This window comes from Paraglaciecola sp. (assembly GCF_039943935.1).
In the GTDB taxonomy this organism is placed as follows: domain Bacteria; phylum Pseudomonadota; class Gammaproteobacteria; order Enterobacterales; family Alteromonadaceae; genus Paraglaciecola.
Map to the genome: position 1 here is coordinate 274,475 of NZ_JBDUZQ010000001.1, position 15,278 is coordinate 289,752.

Annotated in this window: 13 protein-coding genes; 8 read left to right on the forward strand and 5 right to left on the reverse strand. The window is 39.8% G+C overall.

Annotated features, from left to right (window positions below):
* The first annotated feature begins 3 nt into the window (after window positions 1–3).
* Entirely contained in the window at window positions 4–1,434 is a 1,431-nt protein-coding gene (locus ABJD71_RS01205) for an aldehyde dehydrogenase family protein (RefSeq protein WP_348163298.1), read from the forward strand.
* 140 nt (window positions 1,435–1,574) lie between these two features.
* Here ABJD71_RS01205 and mutH read toward each other — a convergent pair whose 3' ends face one another.
* Window positions 1,575–2,255 carry a DNA mismatch repair endonuclease MutH gene (mutH, locus tag ABJD71_RS01210; protein WP_348163300.1) on the reverse strand — a complete coding sequence of 227 codons (681 nt, stop codon included), beginning with the start codon at window positions 2,253–2,255 and terminating at the stop codon, window positions 1,575–1,577.
* 102 nt (window positions 2,256–2,357) lie between these two features.
* Between mutH and rppH the strand changes: the two genes are divergently transcribed.
* From rppH to ABJD71_RS01245, 7 genes are read left to right on the forward strand one after another with little or no spacing between them, the layout of a single operon-like run.
* The gene (gene rppH / locus ABJD71_RS01215; RefSeq protein WP_348163304.1) at window positions 2,358–2,888 is read left to right on the forward strand and encodes an RNA pyrophosphohydrolase; all 531 of its coding nucleotides are present in this window, start codon (window positions 2,358–2,360) and stop codon (window positions 2,886–2,888) included.
* A 43-nt stretch (window positions 2,889–2,931) separates the two neighbouring features.
* Complete coding sequence (gene ptsP, locus ABJD71_RS01220; protein WP_348163307.1) at window positions 2,932–5,220, forward strand: phosphoenolpyruvate--protein phosphotransferase; 2,289 nt, start codon at window positions 2,932–2,934, stop codon at window positions 5,218–5,220.
* Window positions 5,221–5,254: 34 nt separating this feature from the next.
* Window positions 5,255–6,055, forward strand: a complete 801-nt coding sequence (locus ABJD71_RS01225) for a sulfite exporter TauE/SafE family protein (protein WP_348163310.1) — start codon at window positions 5,255–5,257, stop codon at window positions 6,053–6,055.
* Window positions 6,056–6,078: 23 nt separating this feature from the next.
* Entirely contained in the window at window positions 6,079–6,912 is an 834-nt protein-coding gene (locus ABJD71_RS01230; RefSeq protein ID WP_348163313.1) for a thymidylate synthase, read from the forward strand.
* A gap of 38 nt (window positions 6,913–6,950) precedes the next feature.
* Window positions 6,951–7,964, forward strand: a complete 1,014-nt coding sequence (locus ABJD71_RS01235; RefSeq protein WP_348163316.1) for a response regulator — start codon at window positions 6,951–6,953, stop codon at window positions 7,962–7,964.
* A gap of 13 nt (window positions 7,965–7,977) precedes the next feature.
* A complete protein-coding gene (locus ABJD71_RS01240; protein ID WP_348163319.1) occupies window positions 7,978–8,931 on the forward strand; it encodes a GGDEF domain-containing protein in 954 nt (317 codons plus the stop codon).
* A 45-nt stretch (window positions 8,932–8,976) separates the two neighbouring features.
* The gene (locus ABJD71_RS01245; protein WP_348163322.1) at window positions 8,977–10,233 is read left to right on the forward strand and encodes an AmpG family muropeptide MFS transporter; all 1,257 of its coding nucleotides are present in this window, start codon (window positions 8,977–8,979) and stop codon (window positions 10,231–10,233) included.
* On the opposite strand, the gene ABJD71_RS01250 is transcribed toward ABJD71_RS01245, so the two are convergent.
* The 4 genes from ABJD71_RS01250 to rapA form a co-directional block, all read right to left on the reverse strand.
* Window positions 10,230–10,562: a hypothetical protein gene (locus tag ABJD71_RS01250; protein WP_348163325.1), complete on the reverse strand. Its 333-nt coding sequence runs from the start codon at window positions 10,560–10,562 to the stop codon at window positions 10,230–10,232. The genes ABJD71_RS01245 and ABJD71_RS01250 overlap by 4 nt on opposite strands.
* 132 nt (window positions 10,563–10,694) lie before the next feature.
* Entirely contained in the window at window positions 10,695–11,603 is a 909-nt protein-coding gene (locus tag ABJD71_RS01255; RefSeq protein WP_348163500.1) for a DUF3530 family protein, read from the reverse strand.
* Window positions 11,604–11,660: 57 nt separating this feature from the next.
* Window positions 11,661–12,317 (reverse strand): pseudouridine synthase, encoded by a 657-nt coding sequence (locus ABJD71_RS01260; protein WP_348163328.1) that lies wholly within the window; start codon window positions 12,315–12,317, stop codon window positions 11,661–11,663.
* Between the two features lie 10 nt (window positions 12,318–12,327).
* A complete protein-coding gene (rapA, locus tag ABJD71_RS01265) occupies window positions 12,328–15,159 on the reverse strand; it encodes an RNA polymerase-associated protein RapA (RefSeq protein WP_348163331.1) in 2,832 nt (943 codons plus the stop codon).
* Window positions 15,160–15,278: the final 119 nt, after the last annotated feature.

Here is a 15,278-nt window from a genome sequence, read left to right on the forward strand (position 1 = left end):
AGAATGTTAGCGAAAGCTTATCCCTATTTTTTAGCAAGTGAAGCTGTATTTGCTAATGAAAATCTAGAGATTACAAATAAGTATACCAACGAAGTGGCGACATACGCCGCTTTGGCAGACGCCAAGGTCATTGACGAGGCTATTGCTGCGGCAGAAGCTAGTCAACCAGAATTAAATAAAATGGCACCTTATCAGCGTCAGGATATTCTTAATTACTGTGTTAAACGTTTTGAAGAGCGCTTTGATGAACTAGCTCATGCTTTATGTATCGAAGCAGGTAAGCCTATTAAAGATGCGCGCGGAGAAGTTACGCGTTTAATCGACACCTTCCGCATTGCAGCTGAAGAGTCTGTACGCATGCATGGTGAGGTTATCAACCTTGAAATAACCCCACGCGCTAAAGGCTATACTGGTATGTACAAACGAGTGCCAATTGGCCCTTGTTCGTTTATTTCGCCTTTTAACTTTCCATTAAATCTGGCTGCTCACAAAATTGCTCCAGCATTAGCAACTGGGTGTGCATTTGTGCTTAAACCCGCAAGTCGTACACCGCTTGGTGCATTGATTATCGGAGAAATTTTAGCTGAAACAGATCTGCCAAAAGGATCGTTTTCAATATTACCATGTAGCCGTGATGGCGCAGATTTGTTTACTACAGATGACAGATTTAAGTTACTTAGCTTTACTGGGTCACCTCAAGTTGGTTGGGATCTAAAAGCTAAAGCGGGCAAAAAGCCAGTTATTCTTGAGTTAGGTGGTAACGCTGCTTGCTTGGTTGATCATGACACCGATTTAGATGACGCTATCGAGCGTATTGTATTTGGTGCTTATTACCAATCAGGTCAAAGTTGTATCAGTGTACAACGTGTCATCGTACACGAATCAATCTATGCTGACTTCAAAAAACGCTATACAGACCGTGTTGCAAACCTAGCGCATGGAGATCCGCTGAAAGAAGATACTTTTATTGGTCCAATGATTTCAGAATCTGAAGCTTCACGTTTGGATACTTGGGTACAAGAAGCCGTATCTGCAGGTGCAACTTTATTATGTGGTGGCAAACGTGATGGTAATATGTTGCAAGCAACTTTGCTTGAAAATGTACCTAACGATGCCGCTATTAATACTGAAGAGGCATTTGGACCAGTTTCTGTTCTTAGTTCATTCAGTGATTTTGATGATGCGTTAAAAGAAGTGAATAATAGTCAATTTGGCCTGCAAGCAGGTATATTCACCAGAGATATCTACAAGGCGCATAAAGCATGGGACGAGTTAGATGTTGGTGGTGTGGTAATCGGAGACGTACCTAGTTGGCGCGTAGATAACATGCCTTATGGCGGTGTTAAAGAATCTGGTTTAGGTCGCGAAGGAATTACCTTTGCTATGGAAGATATGACAGAAATCCGTCTTATGGTATTGCGTACTCCTAGCTAGTTTTTATAACCTTAGTTTAATAAAACGCCTCCTAATTCGGAGGCGTTTTTGTTTTTTAATCATCGAAACGCATCACTATTAGGTAGCTTTATTATCCTTGTTGATGCGCAGGCTAAAGTGGGCATGATGTGTGTGTTCAACTAAAATCGTTTACTTAAAATTTGTTGGGTGAAATCTTTTTTGAGGTAAAACCCCCTTGGACGGGTTTGAATACTCTGTCCATTTATACCCACTGCAGTTGTCACTGTACTGCCATTAGCTGCTTTAGGACGTAATTGCAGAAATTGCCCATGACGTGCTGTTATTTCTTCAATTTTTCCTAGGGCAATCATATCCATTAACTCTTCCCAATCTTGTTGTAATTGCTTCTCTTCTTCATTGCTAAGAGTCCACAAAAATGGGGTGCCTATAACTCGATTGGTAGGCGTTATTGAACGTTCTCCTTGAATTGGTACCCATAATACTTGCTGAAGCTTGTTTTTTACATTGCTACTGGACCACTCAATTCCTGCAATTTGAGTTAGGTGTGCATAACAAACGTAAGTTGTCTCTAATGGACGACCATAGTTATCAATCGGAATTGTTTTTAATTCAACTCCGATTTTTGCAAAGTCTTGACGTGTTTTAGAGCCAGCAGCTGCGCCTAAACAGGTTTCGATAAGTTGTCCAGTCCAGCCTTTTTCTCGTTTGAAGTTATTTGGCACTTTAATTTTAGCAATTTCAGCAACCTCTCCCAAGGTTAGTCCTGCTAGGGTTTCAGCTCTAATTAGTAGTTCATCTAGGCTGTTTGGCTCTGATTTAATAAGTTTAAATTGTTTCATTTAGATTTGTATAAGGGTTCTATGCTTTTTTATTCCTTTGAATACGCAGTAGTTTATGGAAGAATGCATGACATTAAAAGAATTGAGTTCTCGGGAGTCTAAGTGATTGATGCCGAAGGATTCCGCGCCAATGTTGGCATAGTGATTTGCAATGAGATAGGACAAGTTTTTTGGGCAAGGCGCTATGGGCAACATTCCTGGCAGTTTCCGCAAGGCGGAATCGATGAAGGTGAAACTGCCGAACAAACTATGTATCGCGAACTACATGAAGAAGTAGGGCTGCAACCAGAACATGTAAAAATACTAGGGGTGACCAAAAATTGGTTACGCTATAAATTGCCTAAACGCTTGGTTAGGCATGGTAGTAGTCCAGTATGTATTGGGCAGAAGCAGAAGTGGTTTTTATTGCAACTCGTTTGTAAAGAGCATGACGTAGATTTATTACATTCAGGTCATCCTGAGTTTGATGACTGGCGCTGGGTAAGCTATTGGTATCCTGTGCGTAATGTCGTGTCTTTTAAGCGTGATGTGTATCGCCGTGTGATGAAAGAGTTCTCATTGACTGCTATGCCTGATAACTCTATACAGAACCAAGGTAATTCGCAGAAATCAAAACGCCGTCGTAAGGCTTAACAGTGTCGCCTGATGATACAAATCTGAGAGATAAATAAGCCTTATGCTGACTGCCCTCAAACGTATTGTTCAAGAAGTAAACCAAACTCCAGTGCTAGATGACGCGTTAAATTGTCTAGCTGATCGGTTAAAAGAGGCTCTAGAAGTAGATTCTTGCAGTATCTATTTAGCGGATTATGAGCAACAACACTTTTTGTTATTCGCTACGGAGGGGTTGGCTAAATCTGCTGTGGGTCAAGTTAAAATCGGCTTCTCAGAGGGCTTAGTTGGATTAACCGCGCAACGTGAAGAACCTATTAATATTAGTGATGCACACCATCACCCTCGCTTTAAACATTATCCCGAAGTAAAAGAAGACAACTACCACGCATTTCTTGGTGCACCCATCATACACCAAAGGAAAGTGTTGGGGGTGCTAACGTTACAGCAGCAACAAAAACGGCGTTTTAGTGAAGACGAAGAAGCTTTTTTGGTGACGTTAGCCATGCAGCTAGCAGTAGAAATTGCCAATGCTAAAGCAAGAGGTTCAATTAACTTATTACAAGAAAACATCCCTAAAGATTGGCAAAAAGCGGTCAAAGGCGTACCTGGATCATCTGGGCTCGCTATTGGTTTTGGGTTTATTCAAAACCTTATGGTTAATATACGTAATCACCTGCCCAAAAGAAGTAATCATACCCAACAAGAAATTGAGCATTACAGACAGGCCGTTAAAAAAACTCAAGAGGATATGGCGATACTATCGGACCGAGTTCAAGGTGAAGTGCCGGATGATGTCCAAGCTATTTTTCAACTTTATCATCACTTATTAGATGCAAATAGTTTAGGTCGAGATGTAGAAAAAGAAATTAAGAAAGGTTGGGATGCCCCCACTTCTTTAAAAATGGTTATAGAAAGTTTTATTCGCCAATTTCAATCTATGAATGACGCTTATATGCGAGAGAGAGCTGTTGACATAGAGGATATGGGTAACCGAGTTTTAGCTAATATTATCGGTATCAGCGCCAACGAACCTTTTACTCGTGAACCTCATGATCAAACTATATTGATTGCCGAAGAAGTCACCGCTGTAATGTTGGCAGAGTTTCCTAGCGAAAAGTTGGTTGGGATTATCTCTATACGTGGTTCTAATAATTCTCATGCAGCTATTATGGCAAGGGCAATGGGCGTACCTGCTGTAATGGGGTTAGATAATGTCCCTATTGTTATGCTACGAGATAAAGAAATACTGCTAGATGGTTATACAGGTGATGTCATTGTCTCTCCTAATGGCACAATTAGACATGAATTTGATCAACTGATCCTTGAAGAAAAGTTACTTTCAGAGCGCATTCATTCAGAAGATACCTTACCAGCATTGACCAAAGACAATTGCACTATGAGTTTACTAGTAAATTCAGGTTTATCAATGGAGACAGAAGTAAGTACTAACCCATACTCTGATGGCGTTGGATTATTTAGAACTGAAATTCCATTTATGATGCGGCAACGTTTTCCAACAGAACAAGAGCAGGTCGAGTTGTATAAAGGGCTGCTAGAATCCGAGCCTGATAAGCAATTTACTATGCGTACCTTGGATGTTGGAGGTGATAAACCTTTAGCTTATTTTCCTATCGTTGAGGAAAATCCATTCTTAGGGTGGCGAGGTATTCGATTGACCTTAGATCATCCTGAAATTTTCTTGGTACAGATTCGTGCAATGTTGAGAGCAAGCTTCGACTTAGATAACCTAAGTATTATGCTCCCGATGATTACATCTGTAAGTGAAGTAAGTGAAGCTAAACGATTAATACGTCAAGCATTTAACGAAGTAGAAGATGAGGCTGAAGAGAAATGTGCAAAACTTGTTATGCCACAAATTGGTGTAATGCTGGAAGTGCCAGCTGTTTTGTATCAGCTACCACAGCTGGCTAAAATTGTAGATTTCTTTTCTGTAGGTAGTAATGATTTAACCCAGTATTTATTGGCTGTAGACCGAAATAATGCCCGTGTCGCTGGTTTGTATGATAGTTATCACCCCGCAGTTTTATCAGCCTTGCATTCTATTGTTAAGACATCGGACACTTTACAGGTTCCAGTTACCGTTTGTGGTGAGTTGGCAGGAGAACCAGGTGGCGTAGTTTTGCTGGTTGCTATGGGGTATAGAAAGCTCAGTATGAATACTCACAATTTACTAAAAGTGAAGTGGATTATACGTAATATTTATCAAAATGAAGCAGAGCAGTTGCTAGCAAAAGTGGTTACATTGAATAACCCTGAAGATGTTCGTTCGGAAGTTAATTTGTTTTTAGAAGCTACCGGGCTAGGAGGCTTAGTAAGAGCAGGATGCTAATATTTTATCATTTTTATTGGAGTGTCTATCCGTAATGGAACCATTTGTAATTATATTTTTGTTTTGTTTGATAATTGGAACGGTAGTTGGCTTCTTGGCTGGGCTTTTAGGTATTGGAGGTGGTTTAATTATTGTACCTATTTTACTTAGCTTACTAATTTCAGAGCTCAATTTAGAATTGTCTCAGGCCATGCCCATGGCGATCGCTACATCATTATTTACGATTATTTTAACCGGTTTTTCGGCATCAAGAACGCATTACAAATTGGGCAATGTTGATTGGTCAATTACTGGCTGGAGTGGTTTAGGAATTGCGTTAGGAGCAGTTTTAGGCGCACAGTTGGCAAGCAACATACCTGGACAAGCACTTAAATCGACTTTCGCTTTTTTAGTACTCGGTATTGCATGTTATATGTTGTTTGGTAAACGTAAAGCATCACACCAAGAGTCGAGTAAACCACGACTAACAGGAGTGGGTTTATTTGCTGGTTTTTTGTCATCTTTAATGGGGATTGGGGGAGGATCTATCATGGTGCCATCGCTGGTCTGGTTTAATGTACACATCAAGAAAGCAATTGGTTGCGCCTCTGTTTGTGGTGTGGTTATTGCTGTATTCGGCTCCTTGAGTTTTGTGCAAGCTGGCTGGAATAATATCCATTTACCAGAGTTTTCATTTGGGTATGTGTATTTACCTGCTGCCGTAGGAATTGTAATTACCTCTGTTTTAACTGCTGGGATAGGGGCTAAAGTTAGTCAAAAATTAGATACAAGTGTACTTAAAAAGGTCTTCGCTGGATTCTTGACACTTGTCAGTTTGTTTATGTTATTTGGTTAATACCAAAGTAAGAGTATTAAAATATGCAACAATATTTAGAATTAATGCGTCACGTTTTAGATAACGGAGTCAAAAAGGAAGATAGAACCGGAACTGGCACGATGAGTGTTTTTGGTTATCAAATGAGGTTTGACTTGAGCCAAGGGTTTCCTTTGGTGACAACTAAGAAGTGCCATTTACGCTCAATTATTCATGAATTGTTGTGGTTTCTCAAAGGAGAGACCAATACACGTTATCTAACCGAAAATAACGTCAAAATTTGGGATGAGTGGGCAACAGATTCTGGTGAGTTAGGTCCAGTGTATGGAAAACAGTGGCGAAGTTGGGAGGGGGTTGATGGAACTGTTGTTGACCAAATTAGTGAATTAGTAACACAAATTAAAACTAACCCTGATTCCAGGCGTTTGATTGTCAGTGCATGGAACCCTGCAGTTCTGCCAGATACAAAGTTTTCTCCAAAAGAAAACGCAGAGCAAGGTCGGCAAGCTTTACCACCATGTCATACTATGTTTCAGTTTTATGTACTAGAAGGTAAGCTATCTTGTCAGTTATACCAAAGAAGCGGTGACATTTTCCTTGGTGTACCATTCAATATTGCTAGTTATGCTTTGTTGACTATGATGTTGGCACAAGTTTGCGAGTTACAATTGGGTGACTTTGTTCATACTTTTGGTGATGCTCATTTGTATTCAAATCATCTAGAACAAGCTGAATTACAGCTTTCTAGGACTCCTCATGACTTGCCAAAAATGGTTATTAACTCTAGTGTTAAAGATATTTTTTCTTTTGATATAAATGATTTTGAATTAAAAAACTATAAAGCTCATGCTCATATTAAAGCGCCTGTGGCTATTTAGTTCTGTCTCTTTAAACAATAATTAGGTGATGTGTCAAAATGGCTACTCCTGTACTAATTTGTGACGATTCAAGCTTTGCACGTAAACAGATGCAAAGAGCTATTCCTGATGGCTGGGAAGTCGATATTACCTTTGCCGAACACGGGCTCCAAGCGTTGGAGATTATTCGTGAAGGGAAAGTTGAGGTAATGTTTTTAGATCTTAATATGCCTGTCATGGATGGCTATGAAACTATGCAAGCAATTAAAGACGAAGATCTTCCTGTGATGGTTATTGTGGTGTCTGGTGATGTGCAGCCCGAAGCACGCGCTCGTATGCTCAACTTAGGAGCGTTGGAGTTTATTCGTAAACCTACTGAAAATGCCAAGTTGGTCGAGGTACTGAGTCAGTTTGGTTTATATGCTGGGAAAGCTTCTGCTGCGAATAGAGCTGAAAAAGTAGCAACTGTCGCCACAGATTCTATCAAGGACAAGCTAGACGCATATCGTGAGATGGCGAATGTTGCCATGGGGCAAGCTGGTGAAAGTCTAGCTAAGTTATTAGGTGAGTTTATTGATCTTCCCATCCCTAACGTTAATTTGATAACAAACACAGAGCTGCATATGGCTATTGCTGATATTCAAACTAATGAAAGTGTTTCGGCAGTCTCTCAAGGGTTTATCAGCGCAGGTATAAACGGCGAAGCTTTAGTTATTTTTAATGATTCTAATTTTGCAAACATGGTGACTTTACTTAACTATACAGATGGCGATAGTGATGCTTCTTATGAATTAGAGGCCTTGATGGATGTTTCGAACATTTTGATTGGAGCCTGCTTAAGAGCATTGTCAGCGCAATTACATTCTGTTTTTAGTCACAATCATCCTATTATTTTGGGAAGACATTGTGATTTAGATGAAGTGTTGCAAACGACATCACATCGCGAAGAAGACATGCTAGCCATTGAGATTGCCTACTCGATTAAAAGCCAAGACATTCATTTTGATTTGTTGCTTTTATTCCCTAAAAAATCTATTGGGCTTATGTTCGATAAGCTTGTGACAAACAACTAAGAAGGGTATGTAAATGGCAATTGATAGTAGTTTGGCCGAAATGCATTGGAAGCATGATCTCCTTGGTTCAATTGAGGTTGGGATTGTAGTTTTAGATAAAAATTATAATGTACAAGTGTGGAACCAATTTATGGAAAACCACAGTAGTATAGTGCCCGGTATGATCCAGGATAAAAATATATTTGAATTTTTTCCTGAGATTGACGAAAAATGGTTTTGTCGTAAGGCTGAGCCTGCATTTACTCTTAAAAGCCCTGTTTTTATTATTTGGGAACAAAGGCCTCATTTATTTAGGTTTGACTGCAACCGTCCTATTACTGCTCAGTCAGAAAGTATGTTTCAAAACATCACTATCTTCCCACTAGCCTCTTTAACAGGGCAAGTTGAGCAAATATGCTTAGTTATTTATGATGTGACAGATGAGGCCTTAGGGCGTTTGCGTATTGAGTCTTTAAATAAACAACTTGAAAAGATGAGCCGTCTTGATGGGTTAACTGAGTTGTACAACAGGCAGTATTGGGGGGAGCAGTTATCCCTTGAATATAAGCGAGACAAGCGAACAGAAGTTGCATCGGCATTAATTATGATGGATATCGATCATTTTAAAAAAATTAATGATACCTACGGGCACTTAGCAGGTGATAGTGTTATTAAATCATTTGCCAATGTTATTAGAAAAGCGACTCGAGAAACTGACTTAATTTGTCGCTACGGTGGTGAAGAATTTGCCATAATTTTACCCGACACACCTATTGAAAATGTCGAATTTGTTGCTGAGCGAATCCGCCGTTTTGCTGAAAAAAAATATGTTATTCATGACAACACTGAAGTTAATTATACGGTTAGTATAGGTGTTGCAGGCTTCAAAGCCTCATATCAAAGCCACACGCAATGGTTAGATGCAGCTGATAAAGCGCTATACAAGGCTAAAGAGTCAGGCAGAAATAGGGTCATGTTGGCAGAGTAGTAGTGAATAGTAGTATCGAAAAATAAATAATAATAATGTGACTTAATGACTACAAAAACCTTTAAAGAAGCGATTTTAAATAAGCGAATGCTAGTGTGTATAACCACTGGGTTTTCATCTGGCTTACCCCTTTATTTACTTATCCAGTTTGTTCCCGCTTGGTTGCGCGATGCCGAAATAGATCTTGCCACCATAGGTTTAATAAACTTAGTGTTGTTTCCATACACTTGGAAATTTTTATGGTCACCTGTTATGGACAGGTTCGTGCTGCCGTTTTTTGGCCGTCGTAGAGGCTGGATGTTTGTTACACAGCTAGGACTAATTGCATTGATGGCATCATTATCTTTGTTTGATCCAGCAGCCCAGTTACGTGACATTATTATTATCGTCTCAGCCATTTCATTTTTTAGTGCTAGCCAAGACATTGTTATAGATGCCTATCGCCGAGAAATTCTGCCTGATGACGAGTTAGGTGCAGGTAATGCCTTTTACGCTCAGGCTTATAGGGTTTCTTCTTTTGTGCCCGGGTCTTTGGCCATGATTTTAGCTGGATTCTTTCCTTGGTCTGTTGCTCATTTATCTATTGCTGTATTTATGTTGGTAGGCCTAATAACTACCTTATTAATTAAAGAGTCCTCAAAGCCAGGAGAAGCCCCTCAAACCCTTAAACTTGCCGTTGTAGAACCCTTTAAAGAGTTTTTTGAGCGTAGTGGTTGGCAAAATGCGTTGTGGATTTTATTTTTCATCATTTTATATAAATTAGGCGATAGTATGGCCACCGCATTAGAAACTCCATTTTTTATGGATATGGGGTTTACTACTGTAGAGATAGGCTCGATAGCTAAAATATCAAAAACAATTGGCGCTACCTTAGGAACCATAATTGGTGGCTTAGCAATGGTTAAGTTAGGAATAAACCGCAGCCTTTGGATATTTGGTGGGTTTCAAATTATTTCTATCCTAGGCTATGTTTTGTTGTCTATTGTAGGCTACAACCACTTTGTTTTAGCATTAGCTAGTGGGCTAGAATATTTAGGGGTTGGCTTAGGATCGGTTGCCTTGATTGCATTTATGGCAAGCTCAACTAATAAGCATTTTACTGCCACTCAGTTTGCTTTGTTATCAAGTATTGCAGTGATCCCAAGAACGTTTGTAAGTGCAACGACAGGGTTTATTATTGAATCGGTTGGGTATACACAGTTTTTTATCATTTGTTTTTTATGTGCAATCCCTGGAATGCTAATGCTATATAAAATAGCCCCATGGAATGAAAACAAATTGAAAGGTCATATCGATAATTAAGGTCTAATACCAATGCAGTCTAATGGAAGTGGATACTTACCTTGGTTTTCTAAACAGTCTAGGCAAGTTTCAATTTCGCCTCGTAAAAAGGGGTCTTTTAACAACACTTCTTGGGGCCAATAATGAATTTGATGTAGTACATGCCAGAACACATGCTCGGTTTCTTCGTACGCCTGTTGCTTAGCTTTTTTTATTTGTGACCACTCTTCCATTGTATCCCAAAAATACAAATCTAATTCAGTATAAGGTATCTCTTGACTTAAAAATCCTCTGACAAAAAATGCCAGTTGTCTGGATTTAATTTGGAAAAATAGACTGACGGTGGACACGTTTTTAGTAAAACCCTAAATAAAATATTTTATAGACTAAGGTCTAGTATAGATAAAAAATTTGATTTAGGGGGAAATAATAAGTTTTACACTGTATTTGCACATTTCATTTAGTGTGAATGGTAAACTGCTTTACCACCCCATATAACTTGTCCAGCCGTATATTTCTTTACTGAGATAAAGGCTATTTTGATCGGCATTAGTTAACCCCAACATTTTTCTTTGACGATACTGTAGTTTTAAAGCCTTAACAGCAAAAACTTCTCTACGTTTGACTGTCTGGAGCGACCATTTGTTATCGTTCTCACTATATAAATCTAAAACAGGCATAGGCGTATTGGCTATCAGTATTGGCAATGTTTCGTTTAATTTTCTATCTGGCCAAAAAGGGCTAATAGTTACTAGAGCATCTGGCGTTTCTAACATTTTCTCTGAATATATTTTGGCCATCCAAGCTGCTGACGTGCCTTGAGCGATAACCAGAAAAAAACCGGGGTAGTTGGCAGCTCGAGTGGCCGACTCCTTTAACAAAGCAATCAATTCTTTTTCATGTTTTAAGAAGGATACAGCGTTTAATTGACTTTCAATTGACCTACTTTGGTTTTTTGTGGGTGCAATTTCAGCTATTTTATCTCCAGTTGGATCTGGTTGAGTAACTTCAGATCCTTGCTCGTCTGGTTCTGGTATATCAGTGTCTAATGGCTCTTGTATGCTGGGTAGAAACGCAGTGTCTGGTGCCGGCATTATAATGGTGACCCATCCTAAATCATTGAGCTGAGTTGCTAGCGGTCTAAGGCCATTTTTACCTATTACAGAGGTTCCGCTCTCTGCAATCATCACTGCTACTCCCAAGGTTATAGCCGTAGTACTTTGTTGTATGACATAAATTATATCTTGGCTATTTATAGAGAAATTTTCATATTGCTCCGAAAAGAGCGAGCGCTCTAAGTCCAGCTTTTTTAATAGTTGGGTATCGGGGGCGGCTTCACTGATAGATGATAGAATTAGCAGTGAGATAGTCGTTAAATATTTGAAAATAATGTTGGCTCACAGTTAGCTGTACATAGGTTATCGGAACATTGCCTAAAGTTCTTTAACTTAGAATGGAATGTCTGTTTTAAACTCTATATTTTGCTCTGTCAATGGGTGTCGTAAGTTCAATGCAGCAGCATGTAAGTTAAGCCTTGGAGCCATCTTTAGCGCGTCTTTATGAGCATAGAGCCTATCACCGATAATAGGGTGATTCATACTAAGCATATGAACTCTTAATTGATGGGAGCGGCCTGTTACAGGCGTTAACTCGACTCGAGTACTTTGTCGGTACCTTTCAATAACTCGCCAATGGGTCAGTGCTTTTTTACCCCGTTGGTGATCTACCATTTGTTTAGGACGGTTAGGCCAATCACATATGAGAGGTAAGTTAACCTCTCCGCTTTCTCCTTTAACAAGCCCATATACTATTGCTTGATAAGTCTTTGCCGTTTCTCTAAGCTCAAACTGTTTTGAAATATGACGATGTGCAGGTTTATTTAGTGCCATTAACATTAAACCTGATGTTGCCATATCGAGTCTGTGAACCACGGTTGCTGTTGGAAACACTGTTTGCACACGAGTTTGCAGTGAATCAAAATGCTCCCTCGCTTTACCTGGCACACTTAATATTTCACTTGGTTTATTCAAAAGTATAATGTCGTTATCTTGATAGACAATATCTAGGTAGGGCTTGGTTGGGGGAGAGTAATTAATTATGGCCATAAGTAATCCATTAGGGGTTGTTCACAATAAAGCGAACGGCTTCTAAATGTAACTTAGCGTTAGACATAACTTTTTCTAAGTTATTGATTTGCTTGGCAACATGCTCTATTTCATCATCACGAATGGCAGGGTTAACCTGTTGCAAGTCTTTAAGCCTTGCCAGTTCATCATTTAATAATTCATTCATTTGTGCGACACGCTGTGACTTTATAGTCTGTGCACTTTTTTCAGCATGCTGGTGACTATGCTCTAAACATTTTTCAAGTTGAGACTTTAAAGCATTAATGAGTTGGTTACCCATTTTAGGTAATACTGGATCTAAACGAGTGAAGTGTTTATCAGTCAATTGTAAGTTTGCATCTACACATACCTTTATCGGAGTGGGTGGTAAAAATCGTGCGAGTTGCAAGCCTTTATCTGCTTTGGCTGAAAGTACAAACAAACATTCTAGCCAGTAACTTCCTGCTGGTTTAGATTTATCTTGGCATAGGGCGACAGCGCTTTTTCCGGTGACATCGGTTGTTAAGGTATCCATTGCATGTTGGATCATTGGGTGGTCCCAACTTAAAAAGTGTACATGCTCTAATAGAGTTGCTGTGGGTCTTTCATAGGTAACTGTCATGCCTTCTTCATCTAGCCCGGGTAAAGGCCCAATCATTTTTTCGGTAGGTTTTAGCAAGTAACAGCTTTCGTCATGTTCTTCCTGCAAAATACCTAAGCTATCAAATAACCGTGTCATAAATAGCTCAAGGGTAGGTGAGTCTTCAGCATCGTTAATTTGTGTCAAAAATTGTTCAACCCGTCCATGTCCAGATGAGTTAAGTTCTAGTAGTTTGTCGCGGCCTTGTTCTAGACGTTTCTTTAATTCTTTATGAAGTAAGGCGGTTTGATTTATTAGCTGAAAACATTTGTCTGTATTCTCGGGATGCTGAATACATTCAAGCAATAGCTCTTGGGTTTCTTCGTAAACTGTCATGCCGGTTGGACAAGTATGTTCAAAAGCCCCTAATCCTTGGTGATACCAATCAAGCAACACTTGCTGTGCGCTCATATCAAAATAAGGAACATGGATACACACATCATATTTTTGACCAATACGATCTAAACGCCCAATCCTTTGTTCTAGTAAATCTGGGACTAAGGGTAAATCAAACAAAATCAAATGATGGGCAAACTGAAAGTTTCTACCTTCACTACCTATTTCGCTACAAATAAGTACCTGTGCGCCATCATCGGATTGCGCAAAGTAATTTGCCGCTCTGTCACGATCAACTATGCTCATGCCTTCGTGGAATACGGTAGAGCGGGTGCCTGCTTTTATCCGTAAAGCTTCAGACAGTTGCAACGCCGTGCTCGCATTAGCGCATATAGTTAATACCTTTTTACCTTTTAATGACTTTAGCTGAGATATAAACCAGTCTACTCTTGGGTCAATATCAGTCCAGGTATTGACTAAGTCTGGGTGCCTCTCAGGGGTAAGCTGTAGCTGGATGTTTTCTGGTTCATTGGCAAGTATGGCCGCATATTCCTTTGGCAAGCTCAAGGCATGACTAAATATTTGCCGTTTCGGGAAGCCTTTCACTCCAGCTCGGCTGTTTCTAAATAGTAAACGCCCTGTACCATGGCGGTCTAATAAGGTGTGCAACAGTTTGGCTTTTTGCTCTGTTGTTGCATTATTGATTCCTTGCAGCATGTCTTTATCTGCAAATTGAGCGATAGCGTCGATATCTTCATCAGACAGCGAATCACCTGACAATAATGGGTTAATCGCTTGTGCTAACTTACTGTATTGTTTCTCTTCGTTTACAAAGCTGTGATAATCGTGAAAACGAGCGGGATCAAGTAAACGTAAACGTGCAAAATGACTTTCATGGCCAAGCTGATCAGGTGTAGCTGTCAGTAGTAATACTCCCTTGGTAACGTTAGCTAGGTCTTCAATCACTTGATACTCTTGAGAAGGCTGTCCTTCTGACCAGGTTAAATGATGGGCTTCATCTACAACCATTAAATCCCACTGCGCTTCTAATGCTTGCTGGTAGTAACGACTGTTGTGGGTCAGGAAATCTAAACTACAAATGATTAATTGTTCTGCTTCAAAGGGGTTGCTGGCATCTTCAGCCATGGCTTCACACCGCTCAGCATCAAACACTGAAAACGCCAAGTTAACTCGGCGTAACATTTCTACTAACCACTGATGAACTAGGCTAGAGGGCACAACAATTAATACTCTCTGGGCTCGCTCTGTTAGTAATTGTTGATGAATAATCAAAGCGGCTTCAATGGTTTTACCTAGCCCTACTTCATCGGCTAATAACACTCTTGGGGCATGGCGTTGTCCTATTTCTGATGCAATATGCAACTGATGTGGAATAAGGTCGACTCTTGCGCCAACAAAACCTAGTAAAGGCGAAGTGCTATGGTTGAATTGATGGGTTAAACATTGCTCTCGTAAGGCAAACCACTTAGGGTCATCGAACTGACCATTAAGTAGGCGTTGTTCTGGCTGGTTAAGTTGAAAATGATGGTCTATGAACGTTTCTTTCAGAATTGCAGATTCTTGGTTATCAGTGCGGGATCCTATGTAAATTAGTTGCCCATCTATTTCTTCAACATGTTCAACAACAAGCTCCCAGCCTTCATGGCTTTTTACAATGTCATCAACTGAAAATTTTATACGAGTGAGTGGCGCGGTTTGCGATGCATATACTCTGCTTTCTCCCGTTGCGGGAAATAATACAGTAACAGTGCGTGCCTCTATTAATACTATGGTTCCCAGGCCTAATTCTGCCTCAGTGTCACTGAGCCACCTTTGCCCCGGCGCTAAACTATCTTGTTTTGCCATTTGTATCCTCACTCATAAATTTTTTGGCCATCAGGACTTTTTCAACACCTAAAGCTAAAACGGCGCGCATTGTAGCAAAAATAAAGTTTTATACTGTTTAAAAGTAGATGATTGTGAGA